Source organism: Niallia sp. RD1 (assembly GCF_024219955.1).
In the GTDB taxonomy this organism is placed as follows: Bacteria; Bacillota; Bacilli; order Bacillales; family Cytobacillaceae; genus Niallia; species Niallia alba.
On sequence record NZ_CP100420.1, the window covers coordinates 2396267 to 2415986 of the forward strand.

Here is a 19720-nt window from a genome sequence, read left to right on the forward strand (position 1 = left end):
GCCGTTGAATATTTAAAAGGGATATTCAACAATATTTTATAAAATTTTCTAACTATATTATCATCAAGATAACCAGACTTTGTATCACTTTATCTCCAACTTTATTCGGACTGTCGATACTAAAATCAAAGGATTCGTTTGGTTGAATAAAGGGAGCAGGTACCCATATTGTTGGGTACCCGCTTTTTCATGGAGTGTTTTAAATTCTTTAACGAGTTGTCTCCGTCAGTATCCTGGATAATAAGGAGTTATATATGGATACGGATATGGGGATGGATAAGGATACGAATATGGGTAAGGAGTAGGTACTGGGTAAGGAGCTGGTGTTGCCGCTGCGCCAAGAGCTAATCCTGTAAGAGTACCTAATGCAAATCCTCCTCCTGGATAATATCCACCTTGATGATGCCAGTTTCCACCGTGTCCCCAATTTGGATTTCCGCCGCCATGTTGGTGCCAATTAGCGTTACCACCATGGCCGCCTGATGCATGACCGCCACCGCCATGATGTGATCTCATACCTGTTTGATTAAAAATTCATCATTGTTTTTTTGGAGCCCCTTTCCTTTAAAATCTCTATATCATATGCCTATACTTTCCAAATGGATATAACATAGTTGATAAAAAAACGCATTTAGGGAATAGGATGTTTTCCAAGTAGTATTTCAAAGTCGGTGGCACCGTAAAAAGACAGTTGTCTATTTATGGTGCCTGGTATCATTTTTTCAAGATATGATTAAGCTTCTTCATAACGATAAAAACGAGAAATTGCCTACTGTAAAAAATGTTGGTAAAGAGGCAACAGATGAAATTTATATGTCGCCTACCGTGAAGGTACTTAAATCGGAGAAAGATGCATGGAACTATGCTGGTGAAGAAGGAATTGCAGAACACAGTATTATGTCCGGGGAGGTTGATTATCTAGAACCTCACGGAAAGGGAAAATCCTTTTACAACATAGGAAGTATCAAGCCAGGGCAAACAATGACTATTAACTTAGGTTATTTTGTAGATGAAGATAAAATGGATTCCATTTTTCTAGATGCTTTCCACTACACTGGCTCAGGTGAAACAGAAGAAGAACTTGAGATAGTTAAGTTTTTTTATTTTAATTTGATTTTAAAAAATCACATATTTTTCCGCATTCGACTTTTAATTATCCGTTAAATATTATAAAACCTAGTTATATGTTGTAGCACATGCTCTTTTTTACTTTTAGTTTGAATATAACAGAAAATAGAAGTCCTCCTTCCAATTGTAACATTCCGTTCATCTTTCATTCACAGAACGAATTTAAAATAAAGTTGTTAATAAGAGATGGGAGGAAAGAAAATGAACATTGCATGGAAAGAATTAAAGAAAAATAAATCAAGGTTTTACATTTTAGGATCAATAGTACTCTTAATTAGCCTTTTAACATTTATTATATCAGGATTAGCAAATGGGTTATCTCAAGATAATGCATCATTAATAAAGCATTTACCAAATGGTGAATTTTATATGACGAAAGATGCAAATCAAACATACAACCTTTCAAAAATCAATCATACTACCCAGGAAAAACTGTTAAATACAGAAAAAGATGCACTAGCTCTATCTATTCAAATGGGATTTCTAAACGATGTGGATGGAAAACAGCGAAGTGTTTCATTTGTTACAGCTACTGATTCGAAGTTTTTTCCAGAAGTTAGTGCAGGAGAGATTATTTTAGACAGTTCTATGAAAGAAAAAGGGATACAAGTTGGAGATACATTAACGAATAATCAATATAGTGGGGAGTTTATTGTAAAAGGATTTGTGGAGCAAAGTAAATATAGTCATGCACCAGTTGCCTTTATAAATATCAAAGACTATGAAGAGATATATAAATTAGCCGAGATGCAATTAATATACATGCCAGAGAAGGTTATTTCACAAGATGAAACGAATGATTTACAATCATTCTCAAATAAAGAATTTCTCAATACTATTTCTAGTTATAAAGCAGAACAATTAACTTTGAATATGATTATTTGGTTTTTAGTGGTAATCAGTGGTATGCTCTTTGCTATCTTCTTCTATATGATGAATGTACAAAAAATAGGATTGTTTGGAATTCTGAAAGCTATAGGTGTTAAAACAAGTAGCCTATTTTATATGATGTGGACACAAATGAGCTTTATTACTGTTGTTGCGTTGGTAATATCTATTAGTATTAGCCATCTATTAAATGTTTTTGCACCAAAAGGAATGCCATATTATTTATCTATGGAAACCACAGTGATTTTGTCAATCATGTTTCTCTTTATAGGGTTTATTGGAGCTACACTCTCTGGTATTCAAATCAAAAAAGTAGAACCACTACAAGCAATACAAAGAGGAGAAGGGTAATATGTCCATACTAAAATTAGCTAATATAAAAAAGACCTTTATAAATGGGGAAGTAAAAGAACAAATTTTAAAAGGGATTAATCTTTCTCTCAGGGAAGGAGAAGTTACTGCGTTAAGAGGTGCTTCCGGTTCTGGAAAAAGTACCTTGTTAACGATTGCTGCTGGACTTCAACCTGCTACGAGTGGCCAAATCTTGTTTGAAGAGCAAAATATCGCTAATATGAGTTCAGAACAAGTTAGAAAAATAAGAGCAAGCAAATTTGGATTTATCTTTCAATTTTCTCATCTTATTCCTTTTTTAACTGTAGAAGAGCAGCTAATGCTCATGTTGGAAGTGTCAAAATCAAAACTTACAAAACAACAGAAGAAAACGGAAGTAAACAGATTATTAAACTTAGTGGAAATGGAACATAGGAGAAATACCTATCCACCTTCCTTATCAGGTGGAGAAAAACAACGTATTGCTATTGCACGAGCAATCGTCCATAAGCCTAAGGTTCTCTTTGCAGATGAACCAACAGCAAGTTTAGACTCAAAAAAATCTAAAGATATTATGAAAATTATTCGGGAAATAACAAAAACATTAAACATTACTACTTTACTCGTTACACACGATGAAGATATGCTTCTATTTGCAGATCAAGTTATAGAAATGAGTGATGGGCAAATCTTACAAGAGGAAAGATGATAACTAATTAAATAATGATATAGTAGACCTAAGTGTTTAACTTTAGGTTTACTTGTATTTTTTGTGATTTGTATAAATGGCTAGGAAAAGACAAAAGACAAAAGACTAAATAATCTAAGATTCAAGGAGATATATGGTATGCCTAATATTTTAATTGTTGATGATGACATAAATATTTTAAAACTTGTAGAAATTCACTTATCCCAGCAAGGATATGTCGTGCTATTAGCCAAAGATGGTATGGAAGCACTTAAAATCCTTCAAAAACACCAGTGTCAACTAGCGGTTGTGGATATAATGATGCCTTATCTGGATGGATATGAACTCACAAAAGAAATAAGGAAAAAATATGATATTCCTGTCATCATGTTAACTGCTAAAAATCAAATGGAAGATAAAGAGCAAGGATTTCAAGCAGGAACGGATGATTATCTTGTTAAGCCTTTTGAACCAAGGGAATTAGCTTTTCGTATAAGAGCGTTGTTGAGAAGATATGATAAGCAACAAGATGATAGTATTATTCAGATTGGAAATACGATGATTAATAAGAAAAGTTATATGGTTCAAATAGGAGATCGGACTATTATCTTGCCTTTAAAGGAATTTGAACTTTTATATTTTTTATTTACGAATCCAATGCAAGTTCTATCTAGGAATCATTTAATAGAACAGGTTTGGGGAGTAGAATATGAAGGGGATGAACGAACAGTAGATGTTCATATCAAAAGATTGAGGGAAAGATTCTCTAATTTAACAGATGATTTTCAGATTAAAACAGTTCGTGGAGTTGGATATTTATTGGAGGCAAGGCGTGGATGAGATCACTTTATGTCAAATTTGTTGTTATCACTATTGGTATAATGCTTTTCAGTAGTGTTATTGCCTTTATTTTATCTAATGTCTATTATCATCAGAAATTAAAGCCTGTTAACGATCAAAAAAACACCAAGATTGCCGAATCGATTGCTTCCTTTATAGACAATAATCCAAATATGGTACTTAACGATTACTTAGAGAATATCTCGGATGTCGGATATCAAGTCTACCTTGTTGATAGAAATGGCACAGAAACTTATTATGGGGCTTCCTTTAGAGATAAAACTCTTTCTGCTATATCAATAGAATCTGTGCTAAGCGGAGATATTTATCATGGGATGCTTAATTTTCCAAACAAAACGTTTGTAACTGGATTTTTTGCAAATGAGTTAAAAAATACTATTGGGGTTCCACTTAAATTTAAAGATAAAGATTATGCTTTATTTATAAGGCCAGATATAAAACTACTTTTTAATGAAATGCACTTTTTGTTTGCATGGATATTAATACTTTCCATTACTTTGAGTATTGTTTTGGTAGTATTCAGTACCAAGTATTTAATAAAGCCGATTGCAAAGCTAACTCACGCAACCAAATTATTAGCAAGTGGACAATTCCATGTGGATCTACCCGTGACTCGGAAAGATGAATTAGGACAATTAACTGCTAGCTTTTTGAGTATGGCGAAAAAGTTAGAACAAATGGAAGATGTAAGAAGAGAATTTATTTCAAATATATCACACGATATTCAATCACCATTGTCCAACATTAAAGGATATACAAATTTATTGGAAAGTAAGTCATTATCTGATAATGTCAGAAATAAGTATATCTCTATTATTAATGGTGAAATTAAACGATTATCTATTTTAACCAAACAATTATTGTTACTGGCATCATTGGATAGAGATGAAAATATACTGAAGAAAAAGAATTTCAATTTAGGAAGTCAACTAAGAGAATTAGTATCTCACTACCAATGGTTAATTAATGAAAAGGAAATAATGCTTAGTTACTCTATTCCGGATATAGAAATTTGTGGCGATCCCTCCTTGTTAAATAATGTATGGGACAATTTGTTGTCAAATGCTATTAAATATAATAAACAAAATGGTAGCATAGACATATCAGTTACAGAGAAAGATGAAGTAATTACTGTTACATTTGAAGATACTGGGATAGGAATGAGGCAAAAGGAATTAAAAAGAATTTTCGACCGATTTTACAGAGCAGATAAGGCTCGGATAAGAACAGTTGCAGGAACAGGTTTAGGCTTAGCTATTGTTGAGAATATAGTGAAACTACATGGCGGACACGTGACGGTCAAAAGTAAAGAAGGAGAAGGATCCATCTTTATTGTAAGAATACCGTTGTTATGATAGAAATTTAGTGTATTAATCCAATAGGATTAATATTCTATTTGGAAAATTTGTGAAGAATTAAACTTAACTAACCGGGGCTTACGTTTTTAATACGCATGAACGTCTAATTTCATGATATAAAAATTAGACGTTTTCTTTATTAATGGGGGGACTATACGACTAAAACTACTTTTTCAGTGTCTTTCAGCTTGGAGGGGGGAAGGCTAGAGAAGTAAGCAGGGAAAAAACACTTAATTCTTACAATAAATATTTTGATCAATTTACCAGAAATGTCGATTCACTTAGAAGTTTTGAAATTGGTGTTCTTAAAGATTTATTATTTATAGGTGTAATAGATCAAGCATTTAAATCTATAAAAAATCCAACTGTTGCAAACATCACAAAGTTTTTAAAAAAATATTTAAAAAGTATACCGGGTGTTTCAGTAATTGTCTCGATGGTTCAATATTTAAATTTATCAACCAAAACGATGTATTCATATGAAGATATTCCTGGTTCGGAAAAACGTTGGAAATAATAACTATGAGGAAATGTGTACTATGAAAAATAAACAAAGTGTACTGTCGATTTCTTTAATAATTATCAGTATTATTGTCTTATTCTATTCGATAATAGAAATTTATCAAAAAATAACAATTAGTAATTTTCCAAGGGTTTCTACCATTATTTTATTTTTATATGCAACAATTACTCTATCGATACTATTATTCAAAAAGAAAAAAAATTAACTATTTAATGACAGTTTGTAGATAAAAGGGGATCAGAATGTTTTTATTTTGGTCTCCTTTTGTAATTCCGGATTTCTTATTTATTATTTAATTGTATCTTGATCTATTCTTTTCATTCTTCTTAGGCCATTTCTGAATTACCTAAATCCGTTTTTTCATTTCTTCAAGTTTATGGATGCAAAAACACGTTGAATCGTTCCTTTTCGCTTGGCGGAGTATAAATTAATCATTGTTCAGCAATCGAGAATACTTAATAAATTATCTGAAATAATTAATCTTTTTAATTGAGAACTGTTATCATTTGCTGTATATTAGATAGTACGATACAAATAATGGAGTAAGGAGAATATACATGCAAATATACTGGACTAAAATAAATAAGATTATTGAGGAAACGCCAGAGGTTAAAACGTACCTACTCGACCGTCCGAAAGACTTTACATGGGAAGAAGGTTCCCACACCCATTTCGCACTGAAGGGTTTCAATGCCGGAGACAAACCAAACCGTAGTCTGATTCGCCATATGTCCATCTCTTCCTTACCGCACGAAAATGCAATCGGGATCACAACACGCATCAGAGAGCAGTGTTCTGAGTTTAAATCGATTTTAAGAAGCCTTGAAGTCGGCAATGAAGTTGCCATATTTAAAACTCATTCGAATTTACCGCTGAAAAGAGAAGACAAAAATGTTTACCTGCTGTCATCAGGTGTCGGTCTGGCAACTTATAGACCGATTGTATTGGATTATTTCGAACGTGCTGACAACGTCAATCAGATTCATTCTTTGAACATCGATTCGTCAAAAGCTTTCTTATTCACCGATATTTTTACATCTGCACCTGATAAGAAGTTCGAGGCACAGTTCGTCGATAACCGTAAAGATTATTATGAAGAAGTGAAAAATCTTGCTGCAGACAAGGATGGTCTTTTCTATATTGTTGGCAGTGACGACTTCCTTGTGCAAAACATTGAAGTATTGCGTGAACAGGGTATCAAGCCAGAACAGATTATGCTTGATAAGCGTGCACAAGAATTGCCTAATTTTTTTTCAATTGAATCGTCCCTTTAAGCGGAATTTATGAAAAATGGTGATTGTAAATAAAAAATGAGGCTGGGACAAAACTAGATAGCCAATCTGTAAAGACGAACAATCTCTAATTTATCTCTTAAATAAAGGTTCCTTTTATACAATGGTTATTTATGTTTTTAAATATAGTCAAGTGTAAAAACTAATTCGTTCCATTGCGCTACAGAAACTCGCTTTCCGCGGGGAGCAACCTAAGCCTCCTCGGCTAAAGCCTGTGGGGTCTTAGGTTTTGCTCTACTTCCCGCAGGAGTCGAGTGTCTTCCGCTCCATTCCACTCTGTTTTTAAAGGCAATTCCCTAAAAAATATTGTTTTTTTAGAAAAAATGAATTAGTAGGAAATATGGAGCAGCCTGAATACACGTAGACTCCTATGGGAGCTGCGAGAAAGTCCGAGACCCTGCAGGCCATAGGCCGAAGCGGCTCGGCGCTCGCCCCATGGAAAGCGAAGTGTATTCAGGCTGCGGATATTAACACTAACTGTACTGAAACAGCCTTTTATAAAACTAATAAAACCCGAACAATCATTTAGGATTATTTGATAGTTGTTCGGGTTTATCTATGACTGGAATACTTATGTCCCAGCCTCATTTAAACCATCCTTTTTCCTTAAATCTGGTGATGGCTTCTATTCGGTTTTTTACTTCTAGTTTATCTAGTATCATGCTGATATAGTTACGCACGGTTCCTGTTTTAATGGATAGCTCTTGGGCAATTTCTTTTGTGTTTTTGCCGCTCGCAACTAGCATAAGAACTTCTTTTTCCCGTTCTGTAAGGGGATTTTCTTCTTTGTAGACATCATCAACCAATTCTGGTGCGTAAATTCTTCTACCTTCCATCACACTGCGGATGCTATTTGCCAAATCGTCGCTTGGACTATCCTTGAGCAAATAAGCCGATACGCCAGCTTTCAATGCACGCTGGAAATAGCCAGATCTGGCAAAGGTAGTTAAAATAATGACCTTGCACGGATGGCTCATCAGTTCTTCAGCTGCTTCTAAACCTGTTTTAGCAGGCATTTCTATGTCCATTATACAAATATCAGGATTTTTCTCTTTGACTAGCTGGATTGCTTCTTCACCATTGTTTGCTTTGCCGACAACCGTGATATCCTCTTCCAGATCAAGTAATGAACCCAATGCCCCTAAAAGAAGGCGTTGGTCTTCAGCAATGACAATGCGGATCATAATAAGTCCTCCTTTTCTATTATTTTTCCATCCCGTGGAACGGCGATTTTTACTATTGTTCCCTCATTGGCGGTAATTTCTAAAGTGCCGTTGATAAAATCCAATCTTTCTCTCATGCCCGCCAATCCGCTTCCTTTGTGAGCATCTTCCTTCTTAAAAGGAGTAGTTCCATTATCTTTGATTTCCATGATTGTTTCTTTTTTATTTTGACTGATGCTTATGCTGCAGGTGGTTGCATGGCTATGTCGTACCACATTTGTAACGGCTTCTTTTAAGCACATGCTAATAATGTTTTCTGCAATCGATGAAATTCTTAGATTGGAAGCTATATCGTAAGTAAGGCTTATTTCAGCTGCTCCAACTATTTTTTTGACGAGGAGGAGCTCGTCTTTTAATTTTATGCCACGCATTTCAGAAACCATCTTCCTGACTTCATTTAATGCTGTTCTAGAAGCATGCTGAATATCTTTCAGTTCCAGTCGGGCTTGCTCTGGATCCTTATAAACTAGCTTTCTTGCTAAATCACTTTTTAAACCAATAAGGGATAGTTTTTGTCCAAGAGTATCATGAAGATCTCTGGCAATTCGCTGTCTTTCTTCTAGTTTTACTAAATCAGAAATACGCTTATTCGCATCTTCCAGTTTTTCCTGTAGCTGATCCTTCTCTTTACGGTTCTGGATGGTTAAGGGTAATAAAATAACGCCAAACCAGATGATTAGCACAAAGGGAAGCTGCTTTATCAGCAAGGAATCACCTATGATAATTTTGAAATAAATCGCGAATGTTGTAACTGCTAAGTGTATAAAGTAAAGGATAAAAAAGGGAATCCGTTTTTTTATATTGCCGATAAAATAGGAAAGGAAAAAAGAAAAATACACATAGCTGTATGCATAAATGGCAATAGTAGATATCCCAATTAATAAGGATGGCCATAAATAGATCGTCCAGCCTTTTGAAAGATACGCGATTCTGTAAAACAGAAAAAATAAAATGGTTAGGATGATGCCAGCTATCACATCAACTGCTGCCGAGGCGTGGAATATAAAATAAAAGGGCAAAATGGTAAGCAACGTCCAAATATAAGGAGAAATGCCAGTGCTTTTTTTTAAAATCTCTAATCTTTTTATCATTGTTTAGAACCTCGTTATTTATTGGCTGTTATTCATCCATTTTAACATAATCAAGCAGCAATTAATGGCATTAAACCTTATAATTGCTGCTCAGATAGTATAGTTGATTCCATCAAAAGAGATTTTCCGTTTTACTGCATTTCTGATCTTGCAGACATGGAAAGGGATTTCTTTTGTTTTTTCCATTCATAAAAACTGATAAACTTTTTGTCTTTTTCATCCCACAAACGGAATTTTAAAGAACGCAGACTGCTTGCCAGTGTTATAGTTGGAACATTTTGTAGTGGTTCTGTCTGGTTATGGACTTGCTCTAAGTTGTAATTAGGAACTCTTGGACTTAAATGATGCACATGGTGGTAGCCAATATTGCCAGTCAGCCATTGCATCCACTTTGGAAGTTGATAGAAGGAGCTTCCTTCTACAGCAGCCTTTACGTAATCCCAATTTTTATCTTCCTCAAAGTAAGTGTCTTCAAAGGTATGCTGCACATAAAACAGCCAAATTCCAACAGATCCGGATATTAGAAAAATCGGCAGCTGTACGAGCAAGAAAGAAGACCAGCCAAGCGTTGTTCCAAGAAGAACTACTAATAGAACGATAGAAATATTCGTTACATACGTATTTAACCTTTCCTTCGATCTAGCCCCTTTACGGTTGAATCGATTAGCTAATAGGAATTCATAAATAGGTCCTAATATAAACATGATGAACGGATTGCGGTATAAACGATATTGGATTTTTACCATTAAAGAGGCATTTTCATACTCCTCTATCGTCATCATCCATAAATCGCCAACTCCGCGCTTATCCAGGTTGCTGCTTGTTGCATGGTGAATAGAATGGCTATGCTGCCATTTGCTATAGGGGAATAATGTTAAGATTCCTGTAATAGTTCCTAGAATCTTATTGGCCTTACGGTTCTTAAAGAAAGAAAAGTGGCAGCAATCATGAAAAATGATAAAAATCCTTACTAAAAATCCTGCTGCAGCTATTGCGATCACTAAGGTTAATATATAAGAAATATTTAAGCTTTTATAGGCTGCAATCCAGAGTAAAATAAAGGGCAGAATAGTATTGATAAGCTGCCAGACACTTATTTTTACAGTGGATTTCTCAAAGGGTGCTACAGCAGTTCTCAATTGTTTTAAGTTTTTTATATTCATTTTGAGCTTCCCTTCTATTAATAGATATCTATAGTATAAATAGGAGTAAAGCATATTTGCAGACATACATGTCATGTTCGTTATATGACGTTTGTCATATAGAGATATGCTTACTCAGAAAAAGTCGGTATTAGCTTGCTAAATTTAAATGTTCCATCTTGCTTTTATAAGGCAAGCACAAAGCATTTTCGTTACTACGTTCCGAACTATAATTTTGGGCGGAAGTTTGAGAGACAAGAGGTTTTTCTCCTTTTATCATTATCCCACGCTTAACAAGTAGTAAGGCTCCCCCTCTGATGGAAGCTTCCCTTTATTATTGACAAATATAGCTATTCAGCGATACTATATACTGGTAGTTAGTATTACTTAATATCTGTAACACATAATACCTGCAGCATAGTATACTGATAAAAATAAATCAAATACAAATGGGGTTGAAAATTTGGAAAATATTACGGAAATGTTGAAAGGGGTGCTTGAGGGTTGTGTGCTTGAAATCATCAGCCGTGGGGAAACTTATGGGTATGAAATCACACAACAGCTACGAGAACTTGGCTTCACTGATGTAGTAGAAGGAACCGTTTATACGATTACCATGCGACTGGAGAAAAACAATTTGGTGGATATTGAGAAAAAGCCGTCTAATATGGGACCACCACGAAAATTTTACACGCTTAACGCAGCAGGCCATGAACAACTTAAAGCTTTTTGGGAGAAATGGGAGTTTGTTTCAAGCAAAATTAATGAACTCCAAACAAAAACAAAATGAAAAGGAGATAATGCTATATGAGCCTTATTGAAAAAATTATCGGGAGTTTAGATGACAAACGGGAATGGAAGGCAATGGAGAAGCGAGGTAAGGCACTTCCAATTGAATATCGCAATGCTTACAATGCTATAAAAAAATATATGTGGACCTCTGGAGGGCTCTCTGACTGGAATGACATCAAACGTATCTTTGGAGGGATTCTCGATCTTTTCGAAGTGGGGGCAGCGGAAGGAAAGAAAGTTACTGATCTAACAGGGGCGGATGTAGCTGCTTTTTGTGACGAACTATTGAAGGACACCACTACTTGGATGGATAAACATCGGATGAAGTTGAACGATACGATTGGTCGGGACTAATGTTAGAGTTTTAGTTGGTTCCTCCTAGCACCGAAAGTAATGGAAAAAGTAAACTAAATAAATAATACCGACTGAATAGCTGTTCTTTACCAATGTGAATTGCCACCTTAACTATTCAGTTATATTTTTAATTCGGTAGTAAGTAATACAGAATATAAGTCTGACTAAGTAGATAAACGCAATATGAACTAGCTCTGTTATACATTTTATAAGGGGGAAATAGGATGAGCAATATAGCGATTTCTGTAAAAGGGTTAAAGAAATCCTTTAAAGACAAGGAAATATTAAAGGGCGTAGATTTTGAGGTGCAGCGTGGCGAAATTTTTGCACTGCTGGGCTCAAATGGAGCGGGCAAGACGACGACGGTAAATATCCTTTCGACATTGATGAAGTCCAATGACGGTGAAGTAACCATTTGCGGCTTTGACGTCCAGCGTCAACCGGATTATGTTCGCCAATGCATTAGCCTAACAGGGCAGTTCGCAGCCTTAGACGGCATGTTAACAGGGAGAGAAAATCTGCTGATGATGGCCAGGTTACGGGGAATTTCCAATCCCGCTGAAGTAGTCGACCATCTGCTTGCAAGATTCAGCTTGACTGATGCAGCTAATCGACGGGCAGATCAGTACTCTGGCGGAATGAAGCGCCGGCTTGACATCGCCATGAGCCTAATCGGGACACCATCAGTCATTTTTCTCGACGAACCAACGACAGGACTGGACCCCGAAGCAAGGCTCGAAGTTTGGGAGACCGTTAAGGAGCTTGCCGATGGAGGCACAACTATCTTGCTCACGACTCAGTATCTGGAAGAAGCGGAACAACTAGCAAATCGTATCGCCATCTTACATGGTGGAAGAATCATTACTACTGGTACGCTTACCGAACTTAAAGAGATGTTCCCACCAGCAAAAGTGGAGTATATCGAGAAGCAGCCGACGTTGGAGGAAATTTTTCTAGCGATTATTGGCAAAAAGGAGGAGCTTTAAATGAAAAGCGAAACAGGGGTATTACTAGAGCGTTTAATGCGCAATATTATGCGCAGTCCAGATACGATTATCACAGTGGCGATTACGCCTATTATGATGATGTTGCTGTTTGTCTACGTATTCGGTGGAGCCATAGAGACAGGCACGAACAACTACGTCAATTATTTATTGCCGGGAATCCTGCTGATGGCTATCGCATCCGGTGTCGCTTATACTTCGCTACGGCTTTTTACGGATGTAAAGAGCGGGTTAATGGCTCGTTTTGTTACGATGCCGATTAAGCGCTCGTCCATATTGTGGGCTCACGTGTTAACTTCGATTGTTTCTAATATGCTTACTGTCGTGATCGTTATCCTCGTTGCGCTCTTGATGGGATTCCGTTCTAGCGCTAATATTCTAGATTGGTTTGCAGTAGCTGGGATACTTGGACTGTTCACTTTGGCACTAACATGGCTTGCGGTCATTCCCGGATTAAGAGCTAGCTCTATGGAAGGAGCGACAGCCTATTCATATCCGCTGATTTTCCTACCGTTTATTAGTTCAGCCTTTGTCCCTACTGAAACGATGCCTAAATTTGTCCGTGCATTCGCTGAAAATCAGCCTGTGACTTCCATTGTGAATGCAATCCGTGCTCTCTTGTATGAAGGGACTGTTGGCGACGATATTTGGATAGCCCTTGCCTGGTGTGTCGGCATCATGGCCATTGCCTATTTATTCGCTAGTAAAGCATTTAAGCGCCAGTTAGGATAAGGACTTGTAAAATCATTAGTTAGTTACTTTGCCAAATCTATTTGATTTGGCTGTTTTCGATCACTTCTCGCAAATCAAGGTAACAGGAAGAAAATTTAATTTTTGATCATTAACTTTAGAAACTATGGATACATTCAAGCTTGAATGTAATTCATCGTTTTTTTATTGGAAGGAAAAAGATATATATAAATAACCAAGATACATGAATAATAGGAATGTATATAATCGAATTAAAGAATGGGTTATAACATTTGTCATTTGTGGTATAACAACCATGGAAGCATATTTTTATTTACATAATTTAAATGAGAATCATTTTCATTTAATGTACTTTAGTGTATAATCTACCTGGGGAAACAGAACCTAGCAGTATGCTCATTTCTGATCATTAACTATAAGGAGTCTGATTATATGACAAATAAACATAATCAAGATGAAAACGATAATATTGAGGTTTGGGAGGATCTTATTAACATAAAAGATTTAGTTATCGCACTAGTAATTTGTAGTATAACGACTATGGGAGCCTATTTTATAGCTCCAAATGAAGCGCCAAAGCCATTATTTTTCGGACTTTCTGGTGCCATTATCGGTTTTATCATTTGCAGTATTATTATTAAACCAAAACGAAACTTCGAGAGAACAGGAGAAAAATAATGGACATCGTATTAATTATAGAGATGATTGCTGCTGCCGTTTTAGCAGCTGTTTTATATACAATAATCGGCGTTGCGCCAGGGACAGATGAAACGGCTGTTTTAGCACCGGTGACGTTAGCGATCGTATTGGCAGGGGTAGAGCCAATTGTAGTTTTAACCTTCTTTATTTCTGCGATTGTGGCCAATAAAGTAACAGATTCGATTCCGGTTGCTCTCGCTGGTATTCCTGGCGGGGTGATGGCGACTCCGATGGTGGAGCATGCACTCGTGTTAAAAAAACATGGCATGCCTGATATCAGTATTCGCAAAATGGCATCCGGTTCTGTCATCGGGACGCTCGTTTCGGTTCCCGTAAGTTTACTGATGGCACAAGCTTTAATCCCATTTTCTGATGTCATCAAAGAATACGCAAATCCTCTCTTTTTCATTGGTGCCGTTTTACTTGCATTAATGACAAAAAATAAGTTGTTAGCACTTGTATCGATTTTTCCGTTTGCTCTATTAATTGAAGGCTTGCGCTATCTTTATTGGGGAATTGGCGTTGTACCAGAGGGAACGAATGTCTTCACTTCTTTCTTCTTAGGAATCACAATCGGTCCCGTCATTCTGACATTGTTTGAACTTTTACATAAAGAAAAACGAGCTAGTATGCCAAGATATCCAAACAAAACGATTAGTTTTGCGCACACTAATACCATTAAAGGATTCCCCAGTCCCTTTAAACTATTGACAAAACAGGAAACTGGATCGAGTATGCTTGCTAGTTTTATTGGCTCGATTACCTTTATTATGAGCCCTGTTGGCATGACTATTTTCCTTGGAGAACTTTTTTCAAGCAGGGTCAAAGATCCGGTGAAAAAAGCTTCTGTAGCTATCGCGTCTATGGAGGGGCTGACTAATGCTACCTATATTTCTGGAACCTTGATTCCGTTAATTGCACTCGGTATCCCATTGTCTCCAATGGCGATTGGTCCAGCAAATGCACTTTTTAATGCACCGCCAGTGTTTACAACAGAGCATAATCTGCATCACCTCTTATCGAATGCAGACTTTGTCTGGGCAACTCTCATTGGTGCAACGATTGCCCTTGCGATCACGTATTTTGTTACCGTAAAATATGCCCACAAAATCTGTGCTTTTGTGTTCCGGTGGGTTCCCCACGAAGCAATCCTAGGACTATTTTTTGGACTTGTGCTATTATTAGCTTTTATGGACGCTGGTTTTATCAATATTATCGGTGTTCTAGTCATTGGGTTATTTGCTGGTATGCTTCATCGATGGGGCGTGAATTATGGCGTACAGTTTATGATCCTTTATTCAGCGCCATGGATTATTACTTGGTTTTAAAAATTAGACAAGAGATATTCATCTAGATGAACATCCAATATTTCTATGAAAGTGGGGATATCGATGCTTGAAACTCCACAAAAAGTTGCGGTAGGCCGAGCACATAGTAAATTGATTTTAATTGGAGAACACTCGGTTGTTTACGGACAACCGGCAATTGCTTTTCCATTTAAACAAATAGAAGTAAAAGTAACAGTGAAAAATATCGGGGGAAATACGATACATATCGAAAGTCCCTTTTATCAAGGGCCGATAGAACAGATTCCTGAAAAGATGGAGGGAATTGGTGATTGTGTCATCCAAACATTAAAGGTTCTTGAGCAACGTTCTTCAGGATTAAAAATTCAAATTGCATCCTCGATTCCAATTGGACGGGGATTAGGTTCAAGTGCAGCGATTGCGATTGCACTTGTTCGCGGTCTTTTTGCCTTTTTTAATCAAAAGCCCAAGCATAGTCAACTGATGACATTGGTGGAGTGTGCGGAAAAATTTGCTCACGGAACGCCAAGTGGAATTGATATGATGGCGGCATCTAGCGCCAATCCAATTTGGTTTCAAAAACAACAAGAGGTTGAAAGTGTGAAAATAGGTGCTCCCTTTCATTTGGTCGTAGCAGATAGCGGCAGGGTTGGCGATACTTATTCAGCAGTTAAATCGATTCGTGATAAGTACGAAATGAAACCAGAAAAAATCGAGGAATCCATTACACTACTTGGCAAATGGACGGAAGAGGTTCGTTTAGGACTAGCAGTTGGTGATTATCAAAAGGTTGGCGAAAAATTAAACCTAGCACACCATCATTTAGCCTTGTTAGGTGTCAGTGATGAAGGATTAGATCATCTCGTCGATACGGCTCGAACTTCTGGAGCAATAGGCGCGAAATTAACAGGTGGTGGCCGTGGTGGTTGTATTTTGGCGCTAGTAGAAAATGAGACTATCGGCAAAAAGGTTGAGGAAGCCTTGATAGAAGCTGGTGCTGCTCGAACATGGCAATACACGATAGCTAAATGCTAATTATAAAATGAGGAGTGTGGTTAATGGAAGCGATCGCTCGAGCTCACACGAATATTGCATTAATAAAATATTGGGGAAAACGTGATTCCAAATTGTTTTTACCCATGAACAGTAGTTTATCCATTACATTGGATCATTTTTATACAGAAACAAAGGTACAGTTTTCTGATCAGTTTGAGAAGGATTCCCTCGTATTAGATGGAAATCAAGTTTCAGAGCATGAGCTAGTAAAAATAACAGCGTTTCTAAATCATGTACGTAATCTTGCAGGTACCAATACCTTTGCAAAGGTGACATCGGTGAATCATGTGCCAACAGCTGCTGGATTTGCTTCTTCGGCTTCTGGATATGCGGCATTAGCAGCAGCAGCAAGCAAAGCATTACAATTAGATTTAACAGGTACAGAGCTTTCTGCTTTAGCTCGTCAAGGTTCTGGTTCTGCTTCTCGCTCTATTTTTGGAGGATTTGTGGAATGGCAAAAAGGAGAGAGGACGGATGGAACGGATTCGTTTGCGACACAAATCATAGACGAAAAAGCGTGGGATGTGAGTGTTCTATCTGTTGTGGTGGAAGCTGGTCCTAAGTCTGTTTCGAGCAGAGATGGTATGCAACGGACAGTAGATACATCGCCATTCTATGATGGCTGGTTAGCTACTATCGAAGAGGATTTAATACAGATTAAGGAAGCAATTAGCACTCGTGACTTTACGAAGCTAGGGGAAACTGCTGAAGCGAATGCCATGAAAATGCACGCTACAATGCTAGGAGCAAAGCCACCATTTTTATATTGGCAAAGTGCAACGTTCGACGTTATGCAAAAGGTCATGGAATTGCGCCAACATGGCTTAGAAGCTTATTTCACCATTGATGCAGGTCCAAATGTAAAAGTGCTTTGTGAACCTAAGAATGAACAGATGATAAAAGATAAGCTAGCTGATTTACCTTCTGTTCGTGATGTGATTGTATGTCATCCAGGACCTGGGATTCAGTATTTATCTGAATAGAATGGATAATAGCAAAAAAGATAACTGTTTAAATTAGCACTTTAAAGGGAGTGAGTCCGGATGCATGAAATGAAAGTTCCCGGGAAACTGTTTATTGCTGGGGAATATGCGGTATTGGAACCAGGTTATCCGGCAATCGTGGTGGCAGTGGACCGGTTTATTACAGCACGCGTTACGATGAGTGAACAGCAGACTCTTTCTTTGCCACAGCTAGGTCTCGCCAATGTAGCTTGCCGATTTGAGCATGGACAAGTGATTTTTGAAGAGACAGATGCAAGATTGGCTTTTATCAAAAACACATTGGATGTGGTCCATCACTATTTACGGGAAAGCTCTATAGAGACCAAGCCCTTTTCGCTTACAGTTACAAGTGAATTGGATGATGTCGCCTCAGGCCGAAAATATGGATTGGGTTCAAGTGCAGCAGTAGTTGTCGCAGTGGTATCCTCTGTTTTAACATTGTATCGGGATCAATTGATTGTTTCGAAAAAACTTATTTATAAACTAGCTGCGATTGCTCACTATCAGACACAAGGAAGTGGTTCTTGTGCAGATGTAGCCGCCTCAACATATGGCGGTTGGCTCCACTACACAGCTTTTAAAGCAAGCTGGTTAAAAGAAAAGCTTTTGGAACAAAGTTCTATTGCCCAATTGGTTGAAGCAGATTGGCCATATCTGGAAATAGAGCAGCTGGAAGCACCACAAGAATTAGTGCTTGCGGTTGGGTGGACAGGTAGTTCTGCTAATACAGCTTCTTTGATTAAAAAAATAGAACCGCTTAAGCTTCAGGGTTCTACTATTTATCAAGCGTTTCTTCGGAAAAGTCGTGATGCTGTTTCTACTATGGTGGAAGGTTTTAAGCAGAACGATAGGAAGCTGGCTATGACAAGTCTATCCGCTAATCGGTCTGCATTGCTAGAATTAAGTCAAGAAACTGGCGGGGCTATTGAAACGGTTCATTTAGAAAAGTTGATTCAAATTGCTAATCACTATGGAGCCGGGAAATCATCTGGAGCTGGTGGCGGCGATTGTGGTATTGCTTTTACGAGTACGGACAAGCTTGAACAATTACATAAAGAATGGCGGGATGTTGGCATTGTTCCATTAGATATCCTTCCAGCAACAAAATATAATTAGACTGGAGTTTGGAGAATGACTGATTCAATTGACAAAAGAAAAGCCCAGCACATTGAGTTGGTTTTAAATGAGAAAGTAACAGGTGATAACATATCGACTGGTCTTGAGAAGTATCGTTTTTTACATAATGCCTTGCCGGAAATTGATTTTGATGAGATTACATTAGACACGGAGTTTCTAGGTAAAAAGATGAAGACGCCTTTCTTGGTAAGCTCGATGACTGGTGGTGCTGCAATGGCAGAGACGATTAATCGAAACCTTGCAATTGCTGCCGAGGAGCGTGGATGGGCATTTGCCTTAGGTTCCACAAGAGCACTCATTGAAAATGAAAAATACCGAGAATCTTTTCAAATCCGAAAATATGCCCCAACCATTCCAATCATCGCCAATTTAGGTGCGGTGCAGTTTAATTATGGATTTGGAATCGACCAGTGTAAACAAATCATTGAAATGACAGAAGCAGATATGCTCGTTCTCCATTTGAATAGCATTCAAGAAATTATTCAACAAGAAGGAGATCGTAATTTTAAAGATCTATTAGGGAAAATCGAGCAAGTATGTACACAGCTAGATATTCCTGTTGGTGCAAAAGAGGTTGGCTTTGGAATTGATGGCACCATCGCGAAAAAACTGACTGACGTTGGCATCTCCTTTATTGATGTCGCTGGTGCAGGCGGAACATCATGGAGCCAAGTGGAAAAACTACGCTCAAACGAAAAGATTAAGAAAATAGCAGCCGAGGCTTTTAGTAGCTGGGGAATCCCAACTGCTGAATGTATTGTTTCCGTTAGCGAAGCGATTGACCAACCGATTATTGCTAGCGGTGGGATTAAAAATGGACTAGAGGCTGCTAAAGCAATAGCACTTGGGTCAGATATGGTTGGTTTTGCTCGTTCGATTTTAAAAGAGGCTACTGAATCGCCAGAAGATCTGATAGAGGTTTTTGAAATTAGAGAGCTAGAACTGCAGATGGCTATGTTTGGAGTTGGAGCGGCAACTGTTGGAGAATTAAAGGGAACGGATAGGATTAAGTAGGGAAGCAGAGGGATGGCTCTTTTGCTTCCTTTTTTTTGCTATTCTTTATTTTGGACTGTGAGTGAAGGGTGTGATTTGTTTCTCTTTCTCTTGTATTATCGATTATTATAGTTTTACG

General features: G+C 37.4%; 19 protein-coding genes and 1 pseudogene. 16 read left to right on the forward strand and 4 right to left on the reverse strand.

Annotated elements, in window-relative coordinates; translation table 11 throughout:
* Positions 1–225 precede the first annotated feature (225 nt).
* On the reverse strand, positions 226–516 hold the full coding sequence (locus NKG37_RS11460; RefSeq protein WP_254416231.1) for a hypothetical protein: 291 nt from the start codon (positions 514–516) through the stop codon (positions 226–228).
* 255 nt (positions 517–771) lie between these two features.
* Here NKG37_RS11460 and NKG37_RS11465 point away from each other — a divergent pair.
* The 6 genes and pseudogenes from NKG37_RS11465 to NKG37_RS11490 form a co-directional block, all read left to right on the forward strand.
* Positions 772–1164 (forward strand): annotated as a pseudogene (locus tag NKG37_RS11465) (hypothetical protein); the annotation flags it as partial.
* Between the two features lie 165 nt (positions 1165–1329).
* A complete protein-coding gene (locus NKG37_RS11470; protein WP_254416232.1) occupies positions 1330–2367 on the forward strand; it encodes an ABC transporter permease in 1038 nt (345 codons plus the stop codon).
* Position 2368: 1 nt separating this feature from the next.
* On the forward strand, positions 2369–3055 hold the full coding sequence (locus NKG37_RS11475) for an ABC transporter ATP-binding protein (protein WP_212121374.1): 687 nt from the start codon (positions 2369–2371) through the stop codon (positions 3053–3055).
* 138 nt (positions 3056–3193) lie between these two features.
* The gene (locus NKG37_RS11480; RefSeq protein ID WP_254416233.1) at positions 3194–3874 is read left to right on the forward strand and encodes a response regulator transcription factor; all 681 of its coding nucleotides are present in this window, start codon (positions 3194–3196) and stop codon (positions 3872–3874) included.
* Positions 3871–5250 carry a sensor histidine kinase gene (locus tag NKG37_RS11485; RefSeq protein WP_101730476.1) on the forward strand — a complete coding sequence of 460 codons (1380 nt, stop codon included), beginning with the start codon at positions 3871–3873 and terminating at the stop codon, positions 5248–5250. Before NKG37_RS11480 ends, NKG37_RS11485 begins: the two co-directional genes overlap by 4 nt.
* Positions 5251–6333: 1083 nt before the next feature.
* Entirely contained in the window at positions 6334–7050 is a 717-nt protein-coding gene (locus NKG37_RS11490; protein ID WP_101730475.1) for a dihydropteridine reductase, read from the forward strand.
* Positions 7051–7652: 602 nt separating this feature from the next.
* Here NKG37_RS11490 and NKG37_RS11495 read toward each other — a convergent pair.
* From NKG37_RS11495 to NKG37_RS11505, 3 genes are all read right to left on the reverse strand, one after another.
* The gene (locus tag NKG37_RS11495) at positions 7653–8252 is read right to left on the reverse strand and encodes a response regulator transcription factor (protein WP_016204127.1); all 600 of its coding nucleotides are present in this window, start codon (positions 8250–8252) and stop codon (positions 7653–7655) included.
* Positions 8249–9382 (reverse strand): sensor histidine kinase, encoded by a 1134-nt coding sequence (locus NKG37_RS11500; RefSeq protein ID WP_224428597.1) that lies wholly within the window; start codon positions 9380–9382, stop codon positions 8249–8251. The genes NKG37_RS11495 and NKG37_RS11500 overlap by 4 nt, the downstream gene beginning before the upstream one ends.
* A gap of 131 nt (positions 9383–9513) precedes the next feature.
* Positions 9514–10545 (reverse strand): Delta(5) desaturase DesA, encoded by a 1032-nt coding sequence (locus NKG37_RS11505; RefSeq protein WP_254416234.1) that lies wholly within the window; start codon positions 10543–10545, stop codon positions 9514–9516.
* A gap of 442 nt (positions 10546–10987) precedes the next feature.
* On the opposite strand from NKG37_RS11505, the gene NKG37_RS11510 reads away from it, so the two are divergent.
* The 10 genes from NKG37_RS11510 to fni all read left to right on the forward strand — a co-directional run bounded on the left by NKG37_RS11510 (position 10988) and on the right by fni (position 19602).
* Complete coding sequence (locus NKG37_RS11510) at positions 10988–11314, forward strand: PadR family transcriptional regulator (RefSeq protein WP_101730473.1); 327 nt, start codon at positions 10988–10990, stop codon at positions 11312–11314.
* Positions 11315–11331: 17 nt separating this feature from the next.
* On the forward strand, positions 11332–11670 hold the full coding sequence (locus NKG37_RS11515) for a DUF1048 domain-containing protein (RefSeq protein ID WP_101730472.1): 339 nt from the start codon (positions 11332–11334) through the stop codon (positions 11668–11670).
* 224 nt (positions 11671–11894) lie between these two features.
* Entirely contained in the window at positions 11895–12656 is a 762-nt protein-coding gene (locus tag NKG37_RS11520) for an ABC transporter ATP-binding protein (protein WP_101730471.1), read from the forward strand.
* Entirely contained in the window at positions 12657–13406 is a 750-nt protein-coding gene (locus tag NKG37_RS11525; RefSeq protein ID WP_254416235.1) for an ABC transporter permease, read from the forward strand.
* 411 nt (positions 13407–13817) lie between these two features.
* Entirely contained in the window at positions 13818–14063 is a 246-nt protein-coding gene (locus NKG37_RS11530) for a hypothetical protein (RefSeq protein WP_101730469.1), read from the forward strand.
* Positions 14063–15412: a tripartite tricarboxylate transporter permease gene (locus NKG37_RS11535; protein WP_224427460.1), complete on the forward strand. Its 1350-nt coding sequence runs from the start codon at positions 14063–14065 to the stop codon at positions 15410–15412. The genes NKG37_RS11530 and NKG37_RS11535 overlap by 1 nt, the downstream gene beginning before the upstream one ends.
* A gap of 63 nt (positions 15413–15475) precedes the next feature.
* The gene (mvk, locus tag NKG37_RS11540; RefSeq protein WP_224427461.1) at positions 15476–16426 is read left to right on the forward strand and encodes a mevalonate kinase; all 951 of its coding nucleotides are present in this window, start codon (positions 15476–15478) and stop codon (positions 16424–16426) included.
* Positions 16427–16449: 23 nt separating this feature from the next.
* Positions 16450–17430: a diphosphomevalonate decarboxylase gene (gene mvaD, locus NKG37_RS11545; protein WP_224427462.1), complete on the forward strand. Its 981-nt coding sequence runs from the start codon at positions 16450–16452 to the stop codon at positions 17428–17430.
* A gap of 60 nt (positions 17431–17490) precedes the next feature.
* Positions 17491–18567: a phosphomevalonate kinase gene (locus NKG37_RS11550; protein WP_254416236.1), complete on the forward strand. Its 1077-nt coding sequence runs from the start codon at positions 17491–17493 to the stop codon at positions 18565–18567.
* 15 nt (positions 18568–18582) lie between these two features.
* Entirely contained in the window at positions 18583–19602 is a 1020-nt protein-coding gene (gene fni / locus NKG37_RS11555; protein WP_254416237.1) for a type 2 isopentenyl-diphosphate Delta-isomerase, read from the forward strand.
* Positions 19603–19720: the final 118 nt, after the last annotated feature.

What these genes read in the sequence shown, in the direction of transcription:
- NKG37_RS11460 (WP_254416231.1), bottom strand. Translation starts at nt 516, where the DNA reads ATGAGATCACATCATGGCGGTGGCGGTCATGCATCAGGCGGCCATGGT.
- NKG37_RS11470 (WP_254416232.1), top strand. Translation starts at nt 1,330, where the DNA reads ATGAACATTGCATGGAAAGAATTAAAGAAAAATAAATCAAGGTTTTAC.
- NKG37_RS11475 (WP_212121374.1), top strand. Translation starts at nt 2,369, where the DNA reads ATGTCCATACTAAAATTAGCTAATATAAAAAAGACCTTTATAAATGGG.
- NKG37_RS11480 (WP_254416233.1), top strand. Translation starts at nt 3,194, where the DNA reads ATGCCTAATATTTTAATTGTTGATGATGACATAAATATTTTAAAACTT.
- NKG37_RS11485 (WP_101730476.1), top strand. Translation starts at nt 3,871, where the DNA reads ATGAGATCACTTTATGTCAAATTTGTTGTTATCACTATTGGTATAATG.
- NKG37_RS11490 (WP_101730475.1), top strand. Translation starts at nt 6,334, where the DNA reads ATGCAAATATACTGGACTAAAATAAATAAGATTATTGAGGAAACGCCA.
- NKG37_RS11495 (WP_016204127.1), bottom strand. Translation starts at nt 8,252, where the DNA reads ATGATCCGCATTGTCATTGCTGAAGACCAACGCCTTCTTTTAGGGGCA.
- NKG37_RS11500 (WP_224428597.1), bottom strand. Translation starts at nt 9,382, where the DNA reads ATGATAAAAAGATTAGAGATTTTAAAAAAAAGCACTGGCATTTCTCCT.
- NKG37_RS11505 (WP_254416234.1), bottom strand. Translation starts at nt 10,545, where the DNA reads ATGAATATAAAAAACTTAAAACAATTGAGAACTGCTGTAGCACCCTTT.
- NKG37_RS11515 (WP_101730472.1), top strand. Translation starts at nt 11,332, where the DNA reads ATGAGCCTTATTGAAAAAATTATCGGGAGTTTAGATGACAAACGGGAA.
- NKG37_RS11520 (WP_101730471.1), top strand. Translation starts at nt 11,895, where the DNA reads ATGAGCAATATAGCGATTTCTGTAAAAGGGTTAAAGAAATCCTTTAAA.
- NKG37_RS11525 (WP_254416235.1), top strand. Translation starts at nt 12,657, where the DNA reads ATGAAAAGCGAAACAGGGGTATTACTAGAGCGTTTAATGCGCAATATT.
- NKG37_RS11530 (WP_101730469.1), top strand. Translation starts at nt 13,818, where the DNA reads ATGACAAATAAACATAATCAAGATGAAAACGATAATATTGAGGTTTGG.
- NKG37_RS11535 (WP_224427460.1), top strand. Translation starts at nt 14,063, where the DNA reads ATGGACATCGTATTAATTATAGAGATGATTGCTGCTGCCGTTTTAGCA.
- mvk (WP_224427461.1), top strand. Translation starts at nt 15,476, where the DNA reads ATGCTTGAAACTCCACAAAAAGTTGCGGTAGGCCGAGCACATAGTAAA.
- mvaD (WP_224427462.1), top strand. Translation starts at nt 16,450, where the DNA reads ATGGAAGCGATCGCTCGAGCTCACACGAATATTGCATTAATAAAATAT.
- NKG37_RS11550 (WP_254416236.1), top strand. Translation starts at nt 17,491, where the DNA reads ATGCATGAAATGAAAGTTCCCGGGAAACTGTTTATTGCTGGGGAATAT.
- fni (WP_254416237.1), top strand. Translation starts at nt 18,583, where the DNA reads ATGACTGATTCAATTGACAAAAGAAAAGCCCAGCACATTGAGTTGGTT.